Here is a 20,358-nt window from a genome sequence, read left to right as displayed (position 1 = left end):
TTGATGTTTGCTGGCCCCAATCAGGGCGCTGGCGGCATTGGCGCCATGCTCTTCCACCAAGGCCATGACCGGTGCAATCAATTCTTCGGTTATGGCGGCAATGGCCAGTAAATGCTCGTCGTAAAGCGCCGAAGCATGCTGCAGGCGCTGCATTTCAGTGGAAGAGAACTGATTCATCACGGCAAGAACGCGCTCATCGCCCGGCTGGCAACTCATCAAATAAGGCCTGTTGGGTAACAACAGATCGCTGCGCTGACGATTCAGCTGGCGGTATTGGTTGAGTAACTCAGGCTGGGAGGCAAATAGCTGCTCTGCACGTTCGGCAGAGCGGGGATAATAAAGTTCGGCCATAGCGATGTCCTTATTGCTGCCAAAGAAAACGTTATTTTATGGCAAGACGGACTGGCAGATCAACATAAAAATTAACAATAAAATTACCAAACGCTAATTCATGGTAGCAAAGGTCAGTTTGTGACTTCTCACCATGCACTGGGATAGCAGCTACGAAGTCATCAACGTTCTGTATTAAATCCTTTTCGATGTAACACCACTAGATCGTAAATTTTGATCTGACCCCGAAATTTTACAACCCCGAAATTTTGAGATCGTAAATTTTGATCTGACCCCGAATTCAATAAATTCATTGGCGTCCATGAAGCGTTCAACCACGTAGACAAAAAACCCCACATTATTAGTCCCGCACAAGTAGATGCAGGAACAAAACTTAGTCGATGTATTTTTTTCTCAATACGCTCAATTTGTTTTACTTTTTGATACTCATTTAGAGCATTAACATCATCAATTGAATTGATTTCCATCTACTGAATATCCTCTACGTATAACGCCCGCCATAAACGGCCGAGTGTAACGAGGTCCGGTGACCGCAGGGAGCGAATTTAATGGCTTTGTTACACGTTGACTTTATACTTGAGGTCATTCGCTTCATCCCCTGTCATCCCGCGAAATCCCCACTGATGCGGTTGCTGCTCCTTGATCGTAATTTCAACGTCAATTGGCGCTAAGGATAGCTGCGACTCGAGCTCTTGGAACAGTGACTTGATAAGAGCCTTTTGCGTTTCCGGCTTCCGGCCGGACATCATGTTGATTTCAATGACTGTATAGGCGTCGCTTCTGCCACCAGGGTAATAGAAATCCTCTCGTTCCAAGGGGACAAATCTATGTGCACGCTTATCTTCCGGCATACCTAGAACAGACTTCATGCAGCCATGAATGACATCCGACAGCTTGGCCTTTATTGGATTTAGCTGGTCCTTGATTCCATAAACTACAATCATGCTATTTCCTTAATGCGTATAACATTTATTCGGCAGAAAAATCCGTGTTTAAACACAGACCTGTCCGCCTTTGTAAAATTTATGTACCCAACCCTAACCGCTTTTTTGCTTTGTGACAATCACTTACAGAAACTGACAGCTAGTGCCAGCAGCAAACACAGATGCGTCCGTCTAAGCCCTTACCCCCTAACTAAGCTCAGAATCAGCCAACTCAATTTTCGCATCAAAATGCTGGCGGATTTCGTCTAGTGCTGCCTGCAGGGCGCCGCCGCAGGGTAGTGTCATCGCCTGGCGGGCTTTGCGTTGGCGGATGCGCTCGGCGCTTTGCAGGTAGCGCATCACTTCCAGCTCGCTGGTTAAAATAAGTCGGGGTACCGGTACGCTTTGGCCCTGCTCGTCTTTGGCAATCATGGTGAAGTAAGAGGAATTGCAGTGCTTCACCGCATCGGTCTGGATGTTTTGCGCATCCACCCGGATGCCAATCACCATGGAGCTGCTGCCAACAAAGTTGACTGAGGCTTTTAAGGTGACCAGCTCGCCGACTTCGATGGGGTTCAGGAAATCCACCCGATCGACCGACGCAGTGACGCAGTAGCGGCCGCTGAACTTGGAGCCGCAGGCAAACGCCACCTGATCCATTAAGGACAACAGGTAACCGCCGTGGATTTTACCGCTGAAATTGGAGTGCGATGGCAGCATCAGCTGCGATAAGGTGACTTTGGAACTGGCAACGGTTTTGTAGTCTGCGCCCATAAAAGCTCCGGCTGGTGTTTTAAACACTGTAGCCGAAGCTGGGGGGTCGGTAAAGCGAACAGCTCCCTCCCCTGCTGCAGGTGTGATAGCCGTTTCGCTTCAGCTAGCGACTTACTTGCCACTGTAGCGGCCAGCCCAAGCTAGGCAATAACTTGCTATAGATTGATAAGTTTTGGTAATTTCCCTATAATCATAGCCGTATCACCAACTGATAGATTGGTAATTTAGTGTAAGTCCACTCAAAATGAGGTCGTAGCTGCGATGGACCCAATAAGAAATCCGTTCGCACCCGGTGCAGGAACCCCTCCTCCCGCCCTGGTGGGCCGTGATGACATTCTGTCAGCGGCGGAAATTACCTTACATCGTATTCGAAAGGGTCGTCCCGAAAAAAGCTTAATGCTTCTTGGGCTTCGCGGCGTTGGCAAAACTGTACTTCTTAATAAAATCGGGGAACGGGCTGAAGAGATTGGCTACAGTCTGGTAAAACTCGAAGCACCGGAAGGGCAACGTTTGGCTCAATATCTCGCGCCAGCTTTGAAGGGTGTGCTGATTCGGTTGAGCAAGCTGGAGAGGGCCAAAGAGCTGGCAAGCCAGGCACTTGGGGCTTTACAGGGATTTGCAAGTGTCTTCAAAGTATCAATCGGTGAAATTAATCTGGAGGTTGCCGACCCTCATGTAGCAGACAGCGGAAATCTCGAAATTGACTTGCCAGGATTGCTAACTACCGTTGGTAAAGCTGCTCGTGCAGCGGAAACCAGCGTAGCAATACTGGTAGATGAAGTTCAATACCTTTGCGAGGAGGATCTTCGCGCTTTAATCGTTGCATTTCACGCCATAAGTCAGGGCGGTTTACCCATAGTCCTATTTGGTGCCGGACTGCCCCAGGTTGCTGGACTGGCAGGGGATGCGAAATCGTACGCTGAACGCTTATTCGACTATCCGACGGTTGGGCCGCTTCGTAGCCCGGCTGCCAAGGCTGCCATTAGGCAGCCCATTCAGGATGAAGGCGAAGAGATCCAGGAGCAACCGCTAACCATGATCGTAAAGGCGACCGGTGGCTACCCTTATTTTCTACAAGAGTGGGGGAAACATACCTGGCGAGTCGCAGAAAAATCACCCATTAACGAGCACGATGTCGAAATAGCGACCGCAGAGGTAACCAAGGCATTGGATAGCAGTTTTTTCAGGGTACGATTTGATCGCCTCACCCCAAGAGAACAAGACTACCTGCGGGCGATGGCTGAGCTTGGCCCCGGGCCACATCGCTCAGGTGAAATTGCAAGGCTTTTAAAGAAAAAGGTGGAAAGTTTAGGGCCGCTCCGTAGTGGGCTGATCAAAAAAGGGATGATTTGGAGTCCATCGCACGGCGACACCGCATTCACCGTGCCACTTTTTGACGAGTTTATGAAGCGTGAAGTACCGAACTGGGAAGGCCCCACCTAAGGCAGATCTTCCAATGCAGCCAGTGGACTGGCAAGCTTCCAATACGAACTGAGCACAAGAGAAAGCACCGAGCCAGCTTAGTTCAGCTGGCTGGCGGTGGGCTTGTCCTGCACCAGCACCCAAGGGGCGATGACGACAGCCCACAGTTCTTGTTTGGCATCAAACCACTGTTTGGCTTGCGCTTCCTCGACCCGCTTCACCTGCCCCTGCGTTAGCCAGCTTTGCACCTGCTGGCTGTGATCCTGACTAAAAGCATAGGCCACATCCACCAAGTCCAGGCTGAGATCCACCGCTACCACCGAGCCGGCGGCATAGAACTTTTGCAGTTCCAGCCAGTTAATGCGGGCGGTTTCGCTGGTGATTTTGGCTTTGATCAGTTCCGGGGTTTCAATCTCCGGTGGGGTGATGGCAGTCATGGGGTTTCCTTAAACACGGTTACTGCCGGCAGTATACCATGGCCCAGCACTGGGTTTTAACCCGGCCTGCACTGGCCGGGCGCTTTACTCGCTGGCTTCTTTGTCTTCCGTCACCTGCTGGGCGCTTAGTTGGTGTTTTTTTAGCAGCTTGTAAAAATCGGTGCGGTTACGCCCGGCCAGCTCGGCCGCCCGGGTGACATGGCCGTCGGTCATTTGCAGCACCCGCACCAGATACTGACGTTCAAACTGATCGCGCGCTTCAGTTAAGGTTGGCCAATAACTGCTGTCCTGCGCCAGGGCCTGCTCGACCAAACTGGCACTGATCACAGGGCCATGGGTTAAGGCCACACACTGCTCCACCACATTGACCAGTTGGCGCACATTGCCCGGCCATTTGGCGGTGGTGAGCAGTTGCATCGCATCGTCGGTAAAACGGGTGGCCTTCACCTGATGGCGCTCGGCACTTTGCTGCAAGGCGTGTCGCGCCAGCAATGGAATATCTTCCGGCCGCTTTTCCAGCGGTGGTAGCTGCAAATTGACCACATTCAGCCGGTAGTACAAATCCTCCCGAAACGTGCCCTCGCTCATCGCCTGCTGCAAGTCCTGATGGGTGGCCGACAACACCCGCACATTGATGGGAATGGTTTTGCTGCTGCCAACCGGCCGAATTTGCCGCTCCTGCAAAGCGCGCAATAACTTCACCTGCAGCGGCAGCGGCATATCGCCAATTTCATCCAAAAATAAAGTACCGCCATCGGCTTCACGAAACAGGCCGTTGTGCTCATTCACCGCGCCGGTAAAGGCGCCTTTGGTGTGACCAAACAGCTCGGACTCCAACAGGTGCTCAGGCAAAGCGCCGCAGTTAATGGCCACAAAGGGTTTTTCTGCCCGTGGGCTGGCACGGTGAATGGCCCGCGCCAGTAGCTCTTTACCGGTACCACTGGCACCGGTGATCAGGATACTGACATCGCGCTGCGCCACCCGCTGTGCTTGCTGCAGCACGGTTTCCATCTGCTCGCTGCGGCTGATAATGGCTGCACGCCAATCCGACTGCTCCGGCACACTTTGATGCAGCGCCTGTTGCAGGATATCACGTAGCTCGGTGTGATCGAGCGGCTTGGTCAAAAAGCCGAACACGCCGCGTTGGGTAGCCGCTACCGCTTCAGGGATGGAGCCATGGGCGGTCATTAAAATCACTGGCAAGCCAGGATTGCGGCGGGCAATTTCATCAAACAAGGCCATGCCATCGAGGCCCGGCATGCGCAGATCGCTTAGCACCACCTCCACATCCTGCTTGGTCAGCACCTCCAGCGCCGCTTCGGCGCAATCGGCGGTCAGCACCACAAAGCCTTCACCTTCCAGTCGCAGCGTCAGCAAACGCAGCAAACTGGGATCATCATCCACCAGTAAGACGCGGCCCTCAGGGTTGCTCATGGTTCACTCCGTTATCCGGCTGATTCAAGCGGGCTTCGATTTGGGTCAAGGCTTCGATTTGTTGCTCCAGCTCCAGATTGCGGGCCCGCAGCTGTTCATATTCATGCTGCATATCGGCCAGGGTGCGTGACAGCGCGCTGATGGCAGACTCGGCTTCCAGCAGCTTTTGATTAAAGGCCAGATCCCAGCCAAAAAGCGCAGCCAGATCCGGTGCTGCCAGCATCAGATGTTCTGCCAGCTGCATCTGGGCACGAAAACGGGTGAGGTAATTGTTCTCCGGGTGCAACAGCATCAGACTGGTCTGGATGGCTGCCAATTCAGGCTGCTCTTCCAATTCCCACTGCTCCCGTTGCAGCGAGCTGCTGCTGAGTACCTGCTGACGAAACTGCAGCCAGGCCAGCAGGCTGTCACTGTCGTCGGCAAGGGTCGGTTGTCGCTGTGGCTCAGCGGTTGGCCCCGGCTCGGGCTCAAGCTCTACCTGCTCGGGCACAACCTCTGCTTCGGGTGCTGCCTGCTGTGAACCAAGCAACTGGCACCCCACCAGGCTGAGTAGCATCAGACCATACACGATCACTTTCATACCAATTCCTCGGGCAAAGGCAGACGGATACGTACACAAAAGTCCGCCTGAGGTGAATCGACAATGTCGGCTTTACCACCCAGTAAACGGGCGCAATCTGCGACAATGGACAGGCCAAGACCGGAGCCCAGCACCTGATCATGGCGCGGGCTTTGGCCGCGCTGGAAAGGTTCAAACAAACGTTCACGCTGCTCGGGCGCTATGCTGTGGCCTTTATTGGCCACTGCCAGCCACCAATGCTGCTCGTGCTGCTGCAAATCAATGCGCACCTCGCTGTTCTCAGCACCATACGCCTGGGCATTGTTGATCAGGTTATCCAGAATTCGCCGGAACAACATGCCATCGGTATACAGCTGTTCGACCTGGCAGTTCAACTGAATGGCCTGACCGCGTTGCTGCAACGCCAGAGTATGGTCCTGCACACAGGCTTCTATCATGGCGCGGGCCGGATGCCATTTCAACTCAGGTTTGGCTTGTTGCAGCAACCGGTTGTAATCCAGCAACTGCTCAGTCAGCTGACTGAGCCGGTCGGCGCTGGCATTGAGCAGGGTCACTACTTCCTGCTGCTGCGGTGTCAGCGGGCCAACCAATTGTTCGGTTAATAAAGAACAGCCTTCCCGAATGCTGGATAACGGTGTTTTCAGTTCGTGCGAGGCATGCCGCAGCAAAATCAGCCGCAAGGACTCCAGTTGCTGCAAACGACCGGCCAGCACCCGCAACTGCTCGCCCAGCTCGGTCAGCTCTTTTGGGCCTTGCACCCTGGCCTCCGGAAACGCTTGTTGCCGGCCAATGGCGCGGATCATCCGCTCCAACATGGTGACCGGGCTGGTAATACGACGCGAACCCCAGATCACCAACAATAAGGTGATGAAAACCAGCAAAATGGTTTGCCAGGTCAGTTGTTGCTGGGCCGAGGCGACATCGCGCTGCTGGGCCGCCAGTTGCCGCTCCAGTTGTTGCCAGATCTGCTGCGATAATCGGCTTTGCTGCTGACGCAGTTGCTGCAACAAGGGCTCCAGTTGTTCGGCACTTTGCTGGGTAAAGGATTGATGGAGCTGCTGCAAGGTGAGTTCTTGTTGTTGGCACAAGGAGCTTTCGGTGAGTGACTGACAGACCTGAGGCAGCAATTGCTGATAGCTGGTCAGATGGTTTTGCGCCAGCCGGGCCAGTGCTTCGGTTTTAAGTACGGCAAACTGGCGGATGGCGCGCTCTATATCCACCACCTGGTTTTGCATTTGCTCCATGCGCCGCACGCTGGCAGCGGAGTTGCTGGCCTGCTCCACCGCCTGTTGACTGATGCCGGTTAAAGCACGGTGACTTTGCCACATCAACACCGCCACCGGGATCAGCGCCAGCACAAAGCTGGACAACACCAGTTGTCGCAGGGAAGCGGTTTGCAGCAGTTGAAGTTTCATCGATTGGATACGGTCGTCCGATTTAGCTCAAGCATACCGTGTTTTAAAGGCAAGCAACAGTCTGAGAGCGGAGTGACAACCTCCTCAGACTGTCGCTGCCAAGGGGAATCAATTGCCCGTGACCGGCTCAACCTCTGGCGACAGGGCTGTTGCAGCAGCCTCTGCCAACGCCTGCTCACGTTCCCAGGCGATAACGCTCTCGTTGTTCAGGTCGATACGACGCAGCATGGCGGTGACCAGCATCAGATTCAAAATCAAAAAAGTGACCAATGCAGCAATAACAGGGTCCATCGTATTCTCCTCAGGCGCTGTGATACAAAATTCATAGTGAAATTCCAGCGCGTTCTGAGTTGACAGATACAACTGTTGTGCCAAGTTTATTATTTATTGTTTATCAGTAACTTATACTTAAAACAACCAAAGCGAAGCGCTAAAGTGTCTCTGATTGGCGACAGGAAATACGCCTGAACAGACGTTTTATTTAAAAACAACAAGTTATACTGTCTTTTTTTTGCGACACAGGCTGAAAAGCCGTGGAAAAGCCGGAGTTTGACCGTTACTTGCCGGCTGCGCCGACCACTGGAAAAGATCGACGTTTAGCCATCTATACTGTTGCAACCCCAAAAAAATGGTGGTATTAATAGCGCCAGTACAAAAATAAGGCGAATGACCATGCCACTGAATGCTTGCCACAACAGCATTATTTTCAACCTCCTCCTCCGTCGTATACCACACGGGGCAGTTGGTGCTGTGCGCAAGTAACGCAGCCAAATTCTGAAAAAACCCCGTGCCTAAGGCCGGGGTTTTTTGCTTTTAGGCAGCGCCATCCCAGCCAAGGCCTACCACTGACAAGTACGATGAAAGGAAAAGCAGCATGAGTGCGGACAATAAAATCTGGATCTTCGACACCACCCTGCGTGACGGCGAACAGGCTTTGCGGGCCAGTTTAAGCCAGAAGCAAAAGATCCAACTGGCCCATGCCATCGCCCGGCTGAATGTCGATGTGATGGAGGTCGGCTTCCCGGTGTCTTCCCCCGGTGACTTTGATTCGGTGCAGCGCATTGCCCGCGAAGTCAAAGGCCCGGTGATCTGTGGCCTGGCCCGGGCCGTAGCCGGCGATATTGAAGCTTGCGGCGCAGCGTTAAAAGACGCCGAGCGCAAGCGGATTCATACCTTTATCGCCACCTCGCCGCTGCACCTGGAGTATAAGCTGCGTAAAACCTTGCAGCAGGCGACCGAGCAAGCGGTGGCGGCTATCCGCCAGGCCAGCCGTTACACCGACGATATCGAGTTCTCCTGCGAAGATGCTGGCCGCACCCCGATTGACGATCTGTGTTACATCATTGAGCGCGCCATTGCCGCCGGTGCCACCACCATCAATATCCCGGATACCGTTGGCTACACCATTCCGACCGAGTTTGCCGCCATTATTCATGCGCTGAAAAACAAGGTGCCGAACATCGACAAAGCCCGTTTAAGTGTGCATTGCCACAACGATTTGGGGCTGGCGGTGGCCAACAGCATCAGCGCGGTGCAGGCCGGGGCCCGACAGATTGAGTGCACTGTCAATGGCATTGGCGAACGTGCCGGCAACTGCTCGTTGGAAGAAGTGGCGATGATTGTGAAAACCCGCCAGGATGTATTCGCGCCGCTGTATACCAACATTAAAACCACCGAAATTTACCGCAGCTCGCATCTGGTCAGCCAAATTTGCAACATGCCGATCCAGCCGAACAAGGCGGTGGTCGGCGAAAATGCCTTTGCTCACTCGTCCGGCATTCATCAGGACGGGGTGTTAAAAGCGCAGAATACCTACGAAATCATGGCGCCTGAGCAAGTCGGCATTCGCCAGAACGAGCTGAACCTGACCTCGCGCTCCGGCCGCCATGTGATCCAGCACCGGTTAAACGATCTGGGCTACAGCAAAGACGATTACAACCTGGACGAGCTGTACCAAAGCTTTCTGGCACTGGCCGATCAGAAAGGCCGGGTGTTTGATTACGATTTGGAAGCTCTGGTGTTTTTCCAGAACCTGCAGGAGCAGGACGAGTTTTACCGGTTGGAGTTTTTAAGCTCCTCCACCCACACCGGCCATGTGGCCAGCGCTACCGTGGGCCTGCGCTGCGGCGACAACCTGCTGACCGAAGCAGCTACCGGCAATGGACCGGTAGAAGCCGCCTTTCAGGCTATTCAACGCATCAGCAAGCTGCCCATCCGCATGGTGGATTTTAACTTATCCGCCAAAGGCAGTGGCGAAGATGCGCTGGGCCAGGTCGATATTATTGCCGAATTTGAAGGCCGCCGTTTCCACGGTGCCGGCCTTGCTACCGACATTGTCCGCGCTTCGGTGCTGGCCTATGTCCATGTCTTGAATATGATCCAGCGCGCCCAGCAGGTCGATGCCTGCAAGCAAGCGCGTCAACGAACCGCAGGAGCAGAAACAGAATGAGTCAGACACGTTTTAAGGTTGCCGTCCTGGCAGGCGATGGCATCGGGCCGGAAGTGATGGCCGAAGCCCACAAGGTACTGAATGCGGTGGAGGCGCGTTTTGGCCTAACTTTTGAGCGCACCGACGCCTTGGTCGGCGGTGCCGCCATTGATGCGGTTGGTCAGCCACTGCCGCCACAAACCTTATCCATCTGCCAGCAAAGCGATGCCATTTTGTTTGGCTCGGTCGGTGGCCCGAAGTGGACCGGGCTGGCACCGGATCAGCAGCCCGAGCGCGGCTCTTTGCTGCCGCTGCGTAAAACCTTCGATTTATTCTGCAATCTGCGTCCCGGCCAGATTTACCCGGCCTTTGCCGACTTATCGCCGCTGCACCCACGGGTCAGCAGTCAGGGCATGGATGTGCTGTGCGTGCGCGAGCTGACCGGTGGCATTTACTTTGGTGAAAAAGGCCGCGGCGAGGACAGCGCCTTCGATACCCAGACATACAGCAAAGCAGAAATCAGCCGCATTGCCCGGGTGGCTTTTGAAGCGGCGCAAAAACGCAGCCACAAAGTGACCTCCATCGACAAAGCCAATGTGCTGCAAACCAGTATTTTGTGGCGCGAAGTGGTGACCGAAGTAGCCAAAGATTTCCCGGATGTTGCACTGGAGCATATGTACATCGACAACGCCGCCATGCAGCTGATCCGCAGCCCGCAGCAATTTGATGTGCTGCTGTGCGACAACCTGTTCGGCGATATTTTATCCGATGAGCTGGCTGCCATTGCCGGCTCGATGGGCTTATTGCCTTCGGCCAGTCTGAATGGCAGTGGCTTTGGCCTGTACGAGCCAGCCGGTGGCAGCGCGCCGGATATCGCAGGCAAAGGCATTGCCAACCCCATCGCCCAAATTTTAAGTGCCGCCCTGATGCTGCGCTACAGCTTTGGGCTGGAAGAGGCCGCCAAAGCCATTGAGCAGGCGGTGCAGCAATGCCTGCAGCAGGGCATTGTCACCCGCGATATTCAACCCGATTCGTCCTATGGTACCGCCGATGTCGGCAGTGCCATCGCCAACGCCATTGCAGGAGCCTGAGCATGGGCCAGACCTTATACCAGAAAATTTACCAGAGCCATGTTGTCGGTCAGTTAAATGCCAGCACCGATTTGCTGTACGTTGACCGCCACCTGATCCACGAAGTCACCTCGCCGCAAGCCTTTGCCGGTTTAAAGCAGGCCGGGCGGCCGGTGCGCCGGCCGGATCTGACCTTTGCCACCATGGATCACAACGTCTCTACCCAGCGCCGCAGCATGGACGCCGCTGGCGAAACCTCGCGCAAGCAACTGGAAGCCCTGGCAGAAAACTGCGATGAGCACCGCATTCCGCTGCTGGACTTAACCCACCCGGATCAGGGCATTGTGCATGTGATTGGCCCGGAGCTGGGCTTAACTCAGCCAGGCATGATCATTGTCTGCGGCGACTCGCACACTTCGACTCATGGTGCTTTTGGCGCCCTGGCCTTTGGCATCGGTACCTCCGAAGTCGAGCATGTGCTGGCAACCCAAACCCTGCCACAGCAGCGCGCCAAAACGCTGAAGATTGAAATTAACGGCAGCCTGTCGGCGCATGTGACGCCAAAAGACGTGATCCTGGCGGTAATTGGCAAGCTCGGCACCGCCGGTGGCAATGGCTATGTGGCGGAATTTAGCGGCAGTGCCATCCGCGCCATGAGCATGGAAGGCCGGATGACGCTGTGCAATATGAGCATTGAAATGGGTGCCAAAGCCGGTTTGATTGCCCCGGACGACACCACCATCGCCTATTTACAAGGCAAGGAGCATGCACCCAAAGCCGAGCATTGGGAAGCGGCGGTCAGCTACTGGCAAAGCCTGTATTCGGACGATGACGCTGTGTTTGATCAGGTGGTCACGCTGGATGCCAGCCAGATCAAGCCTCAGGTAAGCTGGGGCACCAGCCCGGAGCAAGTCATCGCCGTTGATCAGCCCATTCCATCTGCTGAGTCTTTTAGCGAAAGCAGCAAGCAGGATGCCGCCCGCCGTGCTTACGAGTACATGGGGCTGGAACCAGGCCAGAGGCTAACCGACCTGGCGGTGGATGTGGTCTTTATTGGCTCGTGCACCAACAGCCGGATTGAAGATTTACGCGCTGCCGCCAGCCTGGTGAAAGATAAAAAGGTTGCTGCCGGCGTGCGTGCCCTGATTGTACCTGGCTCTGGTCAGGTCAAGCGTCAGGCCGAAAGCGAAGGTCTGGCCACCATTTTCAAAGACGCCGGTTTTGAATGGCGTGAGCCGGGCTGCTCGATGTGCCTGGGCATGAACGACGACCGGGTTGAAGCCGGTCAGCGCTGCGCTTCGACCAGCAATCGCAACTTTGAAGGCCGTCAGGGCCGCGGCAGCCGTACCCATCTGGTTAGCCCGACCATGGCCGCCGCCGCTGCCATTGCCGGCCGTTTTGTAGACATCACCACAGGAGACTGGGCATGAATCCAAGCATCCACCCGGTATTTGCCAGCGGCCTGGTTTGCCCGCTGGATAAAAACAACGTTGATACCGATCAGATCATTCCAAAGCAGTTCTTGACCTCGGTCAGCCGCGATGGTTTTGCCGAAGCGCTGTTTTACGACTGGCGCTATCTGGCCGATGGCAGCCCGAACCCGGATTTTGTGCTGAACTTCCCACAGTATCAGGGTGCCAACATCCTGCTCAGTCGCGCCAACTTCGGCTGCGGCTCCAGCCGGGAGCATGCGCCCTGGGCTCTGCAGCAGTATGGTTTTCAGGTGATTATAGCCGAGAGCTTCGCCGATATTTTCTACAACAACTGCGCCAACAACGGCATGCTGCTGATTGCGCTGAGCAAAGGCAACATCGACAGCCTGTTCACCCGCTGCAGTGAAGGGCCGCAGCAGTGGCAAATTGATTTGAAAAATCAGGAAATCCGCTTTGGCAACAATGCGGCGCTCGGCTTTGACATTGACCCGGACATCAAGCAGCGCCTGCTAAGCGGACTGGATTTTATCGGCAGCAGCGAGCAGTTCGCGCCGCAAATCAGCGATTTTGAGCAAAGCCGCAAAACCAGCCAGCCCTGGCTTGGTTAACTGATACCATGACTCACCAGGCTCTCACTAAGTGAGGGCCTGTCACTCACCTGAGTCAGTTGACAATGCAAAATATACATTTCAATTTTAATTCACAATGAAACCGTGTTATTTTAACAGTCACTTAGCTTTCAAGGTTAAGTCATGCATTCTCATCAAAATCTTACTTAGCGTCACAGCAGTGACATAGCCAAAGGATAGGTAGCTATGACTATAAAACAGTTGGTAATTGCATTGGCCGGAACTTTTGTCGGAATAGCGGGGCTGGTTGGCTGCAGCAGCAACCAGTCATCAAAGCAGTTTAGCGACTTACCCCTGACAGAGGCAGCGCTGCTGGCTCCTGAATGGCGCAGCCTCCAACGCTATGAAGCGCGTTATCCGATTGAGGAAGCAAGTGCAGGAAATGACGGCTGCGCGACCATTGAGTACGTCATTACCCCCGACTACCAGATTACCGATGTCCAAACCACCCACGCCACCAGCAGGTACTTCGCACAACAAGCGCGGCACGCCATTACCCGCCTGAGTTTTTCCAATGCAGCTCCCGGTAACTTAACCGAACCGGTAAAAACAAGAACACGCTTCGAGTTTTGCCTGCAAAACAATGACGATGACTGTTCTGTCAGTGTGTTGCAGCAAGAGCGGCACTGTCAGGGGACTGATGCATTGTTTTCCATTGGCTCACGGGTGAAAAGGCTATGACATTTCCCGGAAGTTCAGGTGTTATGTTTAGCGTAAGCGACTTAACAAACCGCTTCATCCAACGATTTTTTTTGTGTGTACTGTGCTTTTGGCTGACAGGCTGCGCCCAGCTAGTGGCATTTAAGATCAATGATCATATTCAACCCAGAGCCGGCACACAGGATGAAGGCGAGTTGTTACAGGCAAACCATCAGCGGCACTGCCTTGAACCTGGCGCCTGCATCAGTTACTGGCATATTCAACCGACGGATGAGCCCACCGATTATACCTTCAAGCTAACTGTTCAGACAGCTACCGATGCTTGGAGCATGACAACAAAGCTCTCGACCGATGATCAGAATCTATTTCAGGGCACCATGTTAATTTTACCCTGTTATAGCTGCACCAAAGAAACGATGGGCTGGCATGCTGCATATTTCAGGCATCTTGGATTCAATGTGTTGCTGCCGGATTTATTGGGCCATGGCGACTCAAGCCCGGGCTTGGGCTTTGGGATCAAAGATGCGCAATTACTCAAGCAAATCATCCACAAGCATCATGAACCAGCAAAACCCTTGTTGGTGACCGCCTTGTCGATGGGGGCTTATACCGCAGCGCATTTGCAGCACCAGTTGGATGTGGATGGCATGATTTTGATTGCACCCAGTATCCGGTTTGATGATGCAGTGTCGTTGTACCCGCAACTCAGTGGCTCTCGCTGGCACCGGCTTGTGCCTGAAGCTTCTTTACGAAAAGGTGCTGAGCTGGCGTTAAAAAAAGCCAACATATCGCTGGCACAGACCAACCTGCTGGACTATCCGCCCCTGTCACGCTCGCTGGTTTTACTTTCAGACCAGGATCCGATAGCCCCCTATGAGCACTACTTAGCCTGGAGTGACCTGCCGCATATTGAGCTGTTTAACCTGACGGAATACTCGCACTTTTTATTGATGACCTTGACGCCAGACACACATGAGATGATCTTCAGGTGGCTTAAGCAGCTTGAACCACTGGCGGCTCAGACCGCCCATAAGTTGCAGCAGCCTGACTCCGAGTAATGGGTATTGCTTTGGTTGCATACATTTTTCGTTACAAAACCACATACCACTAACACTTACATCATGGCATAAGCTGGGTTATGTTGAGACCTTGTTACTCTTGCGACTTTGTTTCTTTTGCAAAACACCTTACTGAGGAGACCTGCCATGCTGTTCACAACAACCGATTCATTACCGGGCTACCAGATCCAGGCTGTGCTTGGTGTCGTCACCGGCAATGTGGTGCAATCCAAGCACGTTGGCCGCGATATTATGGCGGGCTTAAAAGGCATTGTCGGCGGCGAGCTCAAAGGCTACACCGAGATGATGAGCGAAGCGCGGGACACAGCCATTCAGCGACTGGTCGCCGATGCGAGCAAGCTGGGTGCCGATGCCGTGGTCGGCATTCGTTTTACCACCAGCGCGATTTTGGCCGGCTCTTGCGAGCTGCTGGCCTATGGTACGGCCGTCAAATTGCAGCGGGCCTGAACATGGATAAGCTGGATGAGAAACAACTTGATGCCATCAGCGATGCGCTGTTAGGGCCCCAGCAAGCCAAACTCGACGCTGAAAAAAAGCGCCAGCGTGATGCAGCAGCCAGATTGCGCGCACAGCGCAAATGGGCCTTGCCTGGCCTTGGCGTCATCCTAGCTATATCATTATTCAACAGCGCTCCTGCCGTATCCGCGGTGTTACTCCTTTTTACACTGATTCTGGTGCTCTGGCAGTACTTTAGCTCTGCCGGTAGCAAGGAGGAAACCTAGGCATGCGAACCTTGTTGCTGCTTCTGCCACTGCTTGCGCTGCCGGCCTGCGCGCACCAAACGTCGCCCCTTGCCGATGCCTCCAGCAATAACCATGCTGTGGTCTCAAGTCTGACTGCCTGGCATCAGGCCAGTATAGAGACTGGCTTTTCCGGGCTGGCACTGATTGCTGAGGGCGAACAAGTGCTGCTGCAACAGGCTTATGGCCTGGCCGATTACGAGCAGCAGCGCCCTTTTACCACCGACACCGTCTTTGATACCGGTTCGGTCACCAAGCAATTTACCGCGGCAGCCATCCTAAGGTTGCAGCAGCAGGGCCTGCTGTCGGTACAGGATACCTTGGCGCAGTTTTTTAGCGATGTACCAGCCGATAAAGCCGGCATAAGCCTGCATCAGTTGCTGACCCACAGTGGCGGCCTGATTGGAGATCTCCGTGGCGGTGATTACAGCCCCAAAACACGGCAGGACTTTTTGCGGCAATTGTTCGCCTCCCGCTTGCAAAGCACGCCGGGCAGTCAGTTTGCCTATTCCAATGCCGGCTATGGGCTGCTGGGTTTAATCATTGAGCAGGTGTCTGGCCAAAGCTACGAAAGTTACCTGCAGCAATGGCTGTTTCAGCCGGCGGGCATGCAGCATACCGGCTATGTGCTGCCCAAGTGGCCAGCTGAGCAGCTGGCTGTCGGCTACTATCAGGACCGGCGCTGGTTTCAGCGAATCAGGCATGGCCTGAGCAAAAGCGAGCTCCCTGCCCGGCGTTGGGGCAACCCGCTGGATCACAGCTGGGCCGACGATGGCCCCTGGTGGAACCTGCACGCCAATGGTGGTTTGCTCTCCACCCTGGGTGATTTGTATCTGTGGTATCAGGCGTTGCAGTCGGACAAAGTTTTAAGTGATGAACAGCGCGGCTTGCTGTTTGCGCCGCACCAGGCCACAACCCGGCCCGGGCTCTACTACGGTTATGGCTGGCTGATCGACAACAGCACCCCGGAGCATGGCATCGTCATCCGCCACGGTGGCTCCAATGGCTTATTTACCATGGACTTTCGTATCCACCAGCCCGCAGAGCAACCCCTGTTGCTGCTTTGGATGACCAACTATTCGGATCAATACTTCAGCCAGAATCGTGATGCTTTGTTGCACGCAGTACAAAGCCGCATTGAAGAGCACCAGGCCAAATAGCGAATATGCTGACGCTTGCTAACGCATGCCCCGATGCTGGGCGCCATCGATGGAAATGCACTCGCCATTGATCCACTGGGCACGGGGCGAGGCCAAAAATACAGCAACATCCGCAATCTCTTCGGCAGAGCCAAGGCGGCCGGCCGGAATGCTGCTTTTTGCCATCTGGTAAACCTCTGGTTGATGCACTTTGAGCTGCGCCCAGATCCCTTCAGGAAACTCCGTTGAACCCGGTGCGATCGCATTCACCCGCAGCCCTTGCGCTGCATGCATCACTGCCAGTTTCTTGGCATAGGCGATTAATGCTGCTTTGGCTGCTGTGTAGCCATAATCGGGGGTCGGATCGCACTCCAGACCAGAGATGGATGACACCAGAATAATAGAACCACTGCCCTGTTCCAGCAGCCAGGGGATCACTTGCTCGCAGGCATGGACAGCCGCCATCAAATCAACGGCTAAACTGGCATTCCAATCGTCAAGTCCCGGCCCAACCGCCAGTGCGGAAGCGTTATGCACCAGAATATCAACCCCACCCAAAGCTGCTCTGGCTGCTTTAAGAAAGGCCGTAAGGGCGTGCTGATCGGCCACATCGCAACTGGCTGCGTAAGCTTTCACTCCTTTTTGTACCAGTTCACGCTCCGCTTTGTGCAGCGTTGCTTCATCACGTGCGCAGATGGCGACATTGGCTCCCTCTGCCGCCAGGCCCAAGGCAATAGCACGGCCAATACCGCGGCTGCCACCCAGCACGATGCAGTTCTTACCTGTTAATTGAAAATCCATGCCAACCATCCCGACGAAATGACCTTCCACAGTATAGATGGGTTTAACACAAAAGCTTTATATCGCGGCTTTTTTAGAAAAAGATCTGAGGCCAAAACAATGCCTGCGCCCCTTATGGTTAGTTACAAAATAATGCGCTAAAGTTACTTTAATTCTACTTCCTGTTTCGCTACTCTTGATGCTGATGGAACATAAAGGAACTATACGATGTTGTTTACCACCAGCGAACCTGAGTATGCCCAAGCTTAATAAGCAGCAGGCAAAAACCGTTGCCGATGCGCTGCTGAGTCCGCAACAGGCAAGTATCGATGCCAAAAAGCAACGTCAGGAAAAAGCGCAGCAGAAAGCCATTGCACAACGAAAGCGCATGGCATGGGCCCTGCCCTGCGTGGCTGGAGGCTTTGCGCTGGGACTGTTTAATACAGCGCCAACAGTGTCGGCCCTGTTAGCAATCCTGACGGTAGCTGCACTGTTGAAACTATGGCTACGCCCCACTATCAAGGAAGAATAATGATCATCCGCACTTTATCAATCCCATCGATTCTGATTGCTCTGACGGCATGCAGCAGTGCGCCAACATCTGAACTAAAGGCAGCTTTGGACTTAACCGCCGAACAGCATTGGATAGATCACTATTGGCAAGTCAGTCGGGCTGCAGTACCTGAGTATCCAAGACAAGCGGCGCAACGAGAGCTCAATGGCTGCGTTCGTTTTCATCTGACCATTGACAGCCATGGCCGCCCGCAGCAGATTGAGCTGATTGAGTCTTTTCCGGCCGGGGTGTTTGATCAGTCAGCACGGCGAGCGCTGGCAAAATTTCAGTGGCAGCCTGGAAAGAGAAACACGGAAGCTCAGTCAGCCAGGATCCCTTTCCAGTTGGACTTTACCCTGCAAGGCGGAGGCAGCAACTATGATGAAGCCTGGGCATTTTGTTTTATTGCAGACAATGAGAATGCCACTGTCAATGAAGTAGAAGCCATTGCCCTGAACTGGCTGCAACTGATTGATCAAGGCCAGTATGAAACCAGCTGGCAGCAAGCAGGCTCAATGGTGCAACAACAACTGAGCGCAAGCCAATGGCAGAATACCCTGCACAACACGCGGAAGTCTTTTGGTGCCTTGCAAAGCCGCACTGTGCTGAGCCAGCAAGAGCACAGATCCTTGCCCGGTGTGCCGGATGGTCGCTACCTGGTGCTGATCATGCAAAGCCAGTTTGAGCACAAAGCCGCAGCAGTTGAAACCCTGACACTGAGCTTTGAGCAAGGTGAGTGGCGAGCGATTGGTTATTTTATCCGGTAGGCCCGCCTCGCCAACCATCAAGATTGCAAAGGCTTAGTGTCACACTACGGTTTCCCGGCAGTGACTTGAAAACCTTACTAAACCAGTCCATGCTTCGTTTTGCCCAGTGCTGTTTCGCCACAGGCATGAAGAGAAACACGAGCGCCCCCGGCAGCCAGGTCAAGAAATAAGCACGGCCTGTGCTGCGGCTGCCAGCAACAACGGTACAGGGGTTCGCTGCGACTGGCAGATTCCATCACCGGCCCAACATCCGCAGCAAGGTCGGATCCCGATCAACAAAGTGGTGTTTTAATGCCGCGGCAATATGCAACACAATCGCAATCAGCATGGTGTAGCCAGCCATCATGTGCCCCAGCCTACTGAGTGTTGACCAGTAGGCACTGTACGGCAGTACCTGCCCGAGCTCCAATGGATCCGGGTTTGCAGCCACCAGTTGCCAACCAAAAACGCCAAAACCGTGCCCGCTGAAACCTGAATACATCATACCTGTCACCGGCATTAAAACAGTACCAATAAGCAGCAGCCAATGGACAATTTTGGCCAGCCTTTGCTCTGCCTGCCGGTCATGCGCAACAGATGCTGGCCAGCCACACCACAGTCGCCAGCCTACTCTGAGCACGATTATACTAAAGAGTACAATACCAGCAGACTTATGCCATGGGTACAAATACCAGGTATCGGTATTCGCCATATACAGCCCGACCAGACTGACCACAATAAAACCTACCGCAACCAGCCAGTGCAACCGACGACAAGTGGCAGTGAATACATCTTTCCCCATCATAACGTTTCCTCAGCGAAGTAAATAATACAGACGCTGTATTTAAACCAGGAGATACAAAAAAGCAGGTATTTTGGGATTAGTGTCTGCTGGATGTGATCAACCACAGCACTATGACTGTGCTGTTGTGAATTTACAGGTGCGCAGCAGCGGTTTATAACTTTTACTGAGTGGTAATACGGTTCCGCCACGTAAGCTGACAGAGCCGTTCCCTGCTGGCTGAGTTGCAATGCGATCTATCGCCGCCAGGTTCACAATATGACAGCGATGGATCCTGATAAAGTCACCAGCAGGCAGACGCTGCTCCAATTGTTTCATGGTGGCACGTAGCAGGTAAGTTTCCTGGTTACTACTAAGCTCGACATAATTACCGGCAGCACTAATAAAATCGACCGAACTCCAGCGAATTAAACATTCGCCCTGCCCCTTAGTCACCAGCACAGTTTGTTCTGGTTTCGGCTGACATGGTGTGCCAGGAGACGTTACCGGCCGGTCTGCCTGACGCTCGTTGCTACTAAATCGTTGCTGCAATTGCCAGCAAAGTACCACAACCGTTAATACCACTGCTTGTTCAGGAAGCGCATCAATCAAAGCCGCTGGCCAGCTTGACAGTGAAGATGTGTGCAGGACCGGTATAACCCGGGAAAGTAAGGCGACCGCCAGTGCTATCAGCAAGATGGCGCACCTGACAAGTCGAGCCTGAAATACCAATGGCAGCACCATAAATAACAAGGGCGTCAACAACAACCAATGGACATATTGCTTTAAACTCCAGAGCAAAGCGTTTAAAAAACTTTCTGTATTTAACAGCACAATCTGATTGAACATGATGCAATACAGGGCCGCAGCACATAGAAACATGCCCCAACCCGCCAGCGGAAAACCAATACTTTTGTTCAGTTGATATGGCACCAACTTCGCTACTGCCCCCACAAAGAACACTCCATTTTGCATTACCTCATC

Annotated in this window: 23 protein-coding genes; 12 read left to right on the top strand and 11 right to left on the bottom strand. The window is 53.8% G+C overall.

The window, feature by feature from the left end; translation table 11 throughout:
• The 3 genes from BLW37_RS17575 to BLW37_RS17565 form a co-directional block, all read right to left on the bottom strand.
• A partial coding sequence (locus tag BLW37_RS17575) for a hypothetical protein (RefSeq protein ID WP_139243749.1) occupies nt 1–351 on the bottom strand: 351 nt, incomplete at its 3' end.
• 557 nt (nt 352–908) lie between these two features.
• Entirely contained in the window at nt 909–1,295 is a 387-nt protein-coding gene (locus tag BLW37_RS17570) for a tautomerase family protein (protein ID WP_091345248.1), read from the bottom strand.
• 186 nt (nt 1,296–1,481) lie between these two features.
• Nucleotides 1,482–2,048: an acyl-CoA thioesterase gene (locus BLW37_RS17565; protein ID WP_091345246.1), complete on the bottom strand. Its 567-nt coding sequence runs from the start codon at nt 2,046–2,048 to the stop codon at nt 1,482–1,484.
• Nucleotides 2,049–2,309: 261 nt separating this feature from the next.
• Here BLW37_RS17565 and BLW37_RS17560 point away from each other — a divergent pair, with 261 nt between their 5' ends.
• A complete protein-coding gene (locus BLW37_RS17560) occupies nt 2,310–3,491 on the top strand; it encodes an ATP-binding protein (protein WP_091345244.1) in 1,182 nt (393 codons plus the stop codon).
• 77 nt (nt 3,492–3,568) lie between these two features.
• Here BLW37_RS17560 and BLW37_RS17555 read toward each other — a convergent pair whose 3' ends face one another.
• The 5 genes from BLW37_RS17555 to BLW37_RS17535 all read right to left on the bottom strand — a co-directional run bounded on the left by BLW37_RS17555 (nt 3,569) and on the right by BLW37_RS17535 (nt 7,627).
• Nucleotides 3,569–3,907 (bottom strand): DUF2288 domain-containing protein, encoded by a 339-nt coding sequence (locus BLW37_RS17555; protein ID WP_091345242.1) that lies wholly within the window; start codon nt 3,905–3,907, stop codon nt 3,569–3,571.
• Between the two features lie 84 nt (nt 3,908–3,991).
• A complete protein-coding gene (locus BLW37_RS17550) occupies nt 3,992–5,341 on the bottom strand; it encodes a sigma 54-interacting transcriptional regulator (protein ID WP_091345240.1) in 1,350 nt (449 codons plus the stop codon).
• Entirely contained in the window at nt 5,328–5,921 is a 594-nt protein-coding gene (locus BLW37_RS17545; protein WP_091345238.1) for a flagellar basal body L-ring protein FlgH, read from the bottom strand. Before BLW37_RS17545 ends, BLW37_RS17550 begins: the two co-directional genes overlap by 14 nt.
• A complete protein-coding gene (locus BLW37_RS17540; protein WP_091345236.1) occupies nt 5,918–7,336 on the bottom strand; it encodes a sensor histidine kinase in 1,419 nt (472 codons plus the stop codon). The genes BLW37_RS17545 and BLW37_RS17540 overlap by 4 nt, the downstream gene beginning before the upstream one ends.
• A 108-nt stretch (nt 7,337–7,444) precedes the next feature.
• A complete protein-coding gene (locus BLW37_RS17535; RefSeq protein ID WP_091345235.1) occupies nt 7,445–7,627 on the bottom strand; it encodes a hypothetical protein in 183 nt (60 codons plus the stop codon).
• A 583-nt stretch (nt 7,628–8,210) separates the two neighbouring features.
• Between BLW37_RS17535 and leuA the strand changes: the two genes are divergently transcribed.
• The 9 genes from leuA to BLW37_RS17490 all read left to right on the top strand — a co-directional run bounded on the left by leuA (nt 8,211) and on the right by BLW37_RS17490 (nt 16,535).
• On the top strand, nt 8,211–9,785 hold the full coding sequence (gene leuA / locus BLW37_RS17530; RefSeq protein ID WP_091345233.1) for a 2-isopropylmalate synthase: 1,575 nt from the start codon (nt 8,211–8,213) through the stop codon (nt 9,783–9,785).
• Nucleotides 9,782–10,855 (top strand): 3-isopropylmalate dehydrogenase, encoded by a 1,074-nt coding sequence (leuB, locus tag BLW37_RS17525; protein ID WP_091345232.1) that lies wholly within the window; start codon nt 9,782–9,784, stop codon nt 10,853–10,855. The genes leuA and leuB overlap by 4 nt, the downstream gene beginning before the upstream one ends.
• Before the next feature lie 2 nt (nt 10,856–10,857).
• Nucleotides 10,858–12,264, top strand: coding sequence for a 3-isopropylmalate dehydratase large subunit (leuC, locus tag BLW37_RS17520; RefSeq protein WP_091345231.1), 1,407 nt, complete (start codon nt 10,858–10,860; stop codon nt 12,262–12,264).
• A complete protein-coding gene (gene leuD, locus BLW37_RS17515) occupies nt 12,261–12,875 on the top strand; it encodes a 3-isopropylmalate dehydratase small subunit (protein WP_091345229.1) in 615 nt (204 codons plus the stop codon). Before leuC ends, leuD begins: the two co-directional genes overlap by 4 nt.
• 207 nt (nt 12,876–13,082) lie before the next feature.
• Entirely contained in the window at nt 13,083–13,577 is a 495-nt protein-coding gene (locus BLW37_RS17510; RefSeq protein ID WP_091345227.1) for an energy transducer TonB, read from the top strand.
• Nucleotides 13,578–13,690: 113 nt separating this feature from the next.
• The gene (locus BLW37_RS17505) at nt 13,691–14,614 is read left to right on the top strand and encodes an alpha/beta hydrolase (RefSeq protein WP_171907672.1); all 924 of its coding nucleotides are present in this window, start codon (nt 13,691–13,693) and stop codon (nt 14,612–14,614) included.
• A gap of 147 nt (nt 14,615–14,761) precedes the next feature.
• The gene (locus tag BLW37_RS17500; protein ID WP_091345223.1) at nt 14,762–15,082 is read left to right on the top strand and encodes a heavy metal-binding domain-containing protein; all 321 of its coding nucleotides are present in this window, start codon (nt 14,762–14,764) and stop codon (nt 15,080–15,082) included.
• A 2-nt stretch (nt 15,083–15,084) separates the two neighbouring features.
• On the top strand, nt 15,085–15,357 hold the full coding sequence (locus BLW37_RS17495) for a hypothetical protein (RefSeq protein ID WP_091345221.1): 273 nt from the start codon (nt 15,085–15,087) through the stop codon (nt 15,355–15,357).
• Nucleotides 15,358–15,359: 2 nt separating this feature from the next.
• Nucleotides 15,360–16,535, top strand: coding sequence for a serine hydrolase domain-containing protein (locus tag BLW37_RS17490; RefSeq protein ID WP_091345219.1), 1,176 nt, complete (start codon nt 15,360–15,362; stop codon nt 16,533–16,535).
• An 18-nt stretch (nt 16,536–16,553) separates the two neighbouring features.
• Here BLW37_RS17490 and BLW37_RS17485 read toward each other — a convergent pair whose 3' ends face one another.
• Entirely contained in the window at nt 16,554–17,315 is a 762-nt protein-coding gene (locus BLW37_RS17485) for an SDR family NAD(P)-dependent oxidoreductase (protein WP_091345255.1), read from the bottom strand.
• Between the two features lie 235 nt (nt 17,316–17,550).
• Here BLW37_RS17485 and BLW37_RS17480 point away from each other — a divergent pair, with 235 nt between their 5' ends.
• On the top strand, nt 17,551–17,826 hold the full coding sequence (locus tag BLW37_RS17480; RefSeq protein ID WP_091345218.1) for a hypothetical protein: 276 nt from the start codon (nt 17,551–17,553) through the stop codon (nt 17,824–17,826).
• A complete protein-coding gene (locus BLW37_RS17475) occupies nt 17,826–18,614 on the top strand; it encodes a TonB family protein (RefSeq protein ID WP_171907671.1) in 789 nt (262 codons plus the stop codon). Before BLW37_RS17480 ends, BLW37_RS17475 begins: the two co-directional genes overlap by 1 nt.
• Nucleotides 18,615–18,849: 235 nt before the next feature.
• On the opposite strand, the gene BLW37_RS17470 is transcribed toward BLW37_RS17475, so the two are convergent.
• Nucleotides 18,850–19,398, bottom strand: coding sequence for a cytochrome b (locus BLW37_RS17470; RefSeq protein ID WP_091345215.1), 549 nt, complete (start codon nt 19,396–19,398; stop codon nt 18,850–18,852).
• A 108-nt stretch (nt 19,399–19,506) separates the two neighbouring features.
• Nucleotides 19,507–20,349: a LytR/AlgR family response regulator transcription factor gene (locus tag BLW37_RS17465; RefSeq protein ID WP_091345213.1), complete on the bottom strand. Its 843-nt coding sequence runs from the start codon at nt 20,347–20,349 to the stop codon at nt 19,507–19,509.
• Nucleotides 20,350–20,358: the final 9 nt, after the last annotated feature.

The sequence above is a fragment of the Alkalimonas amylolytica genome (assembly GCF_900107845.1).
GTDB classification, from domain to species: Bacteria; Pseudomonadota; Gammaproteobacteria; order Enterobacterales; family Alteromonadaceae; genus Alkalimonas; species Alkalimonas amylolytica.
Note: the sequence above shows the minus strand (reverse complement) of the source record. Positions and strands in the feature narration are given on the sequence as shown.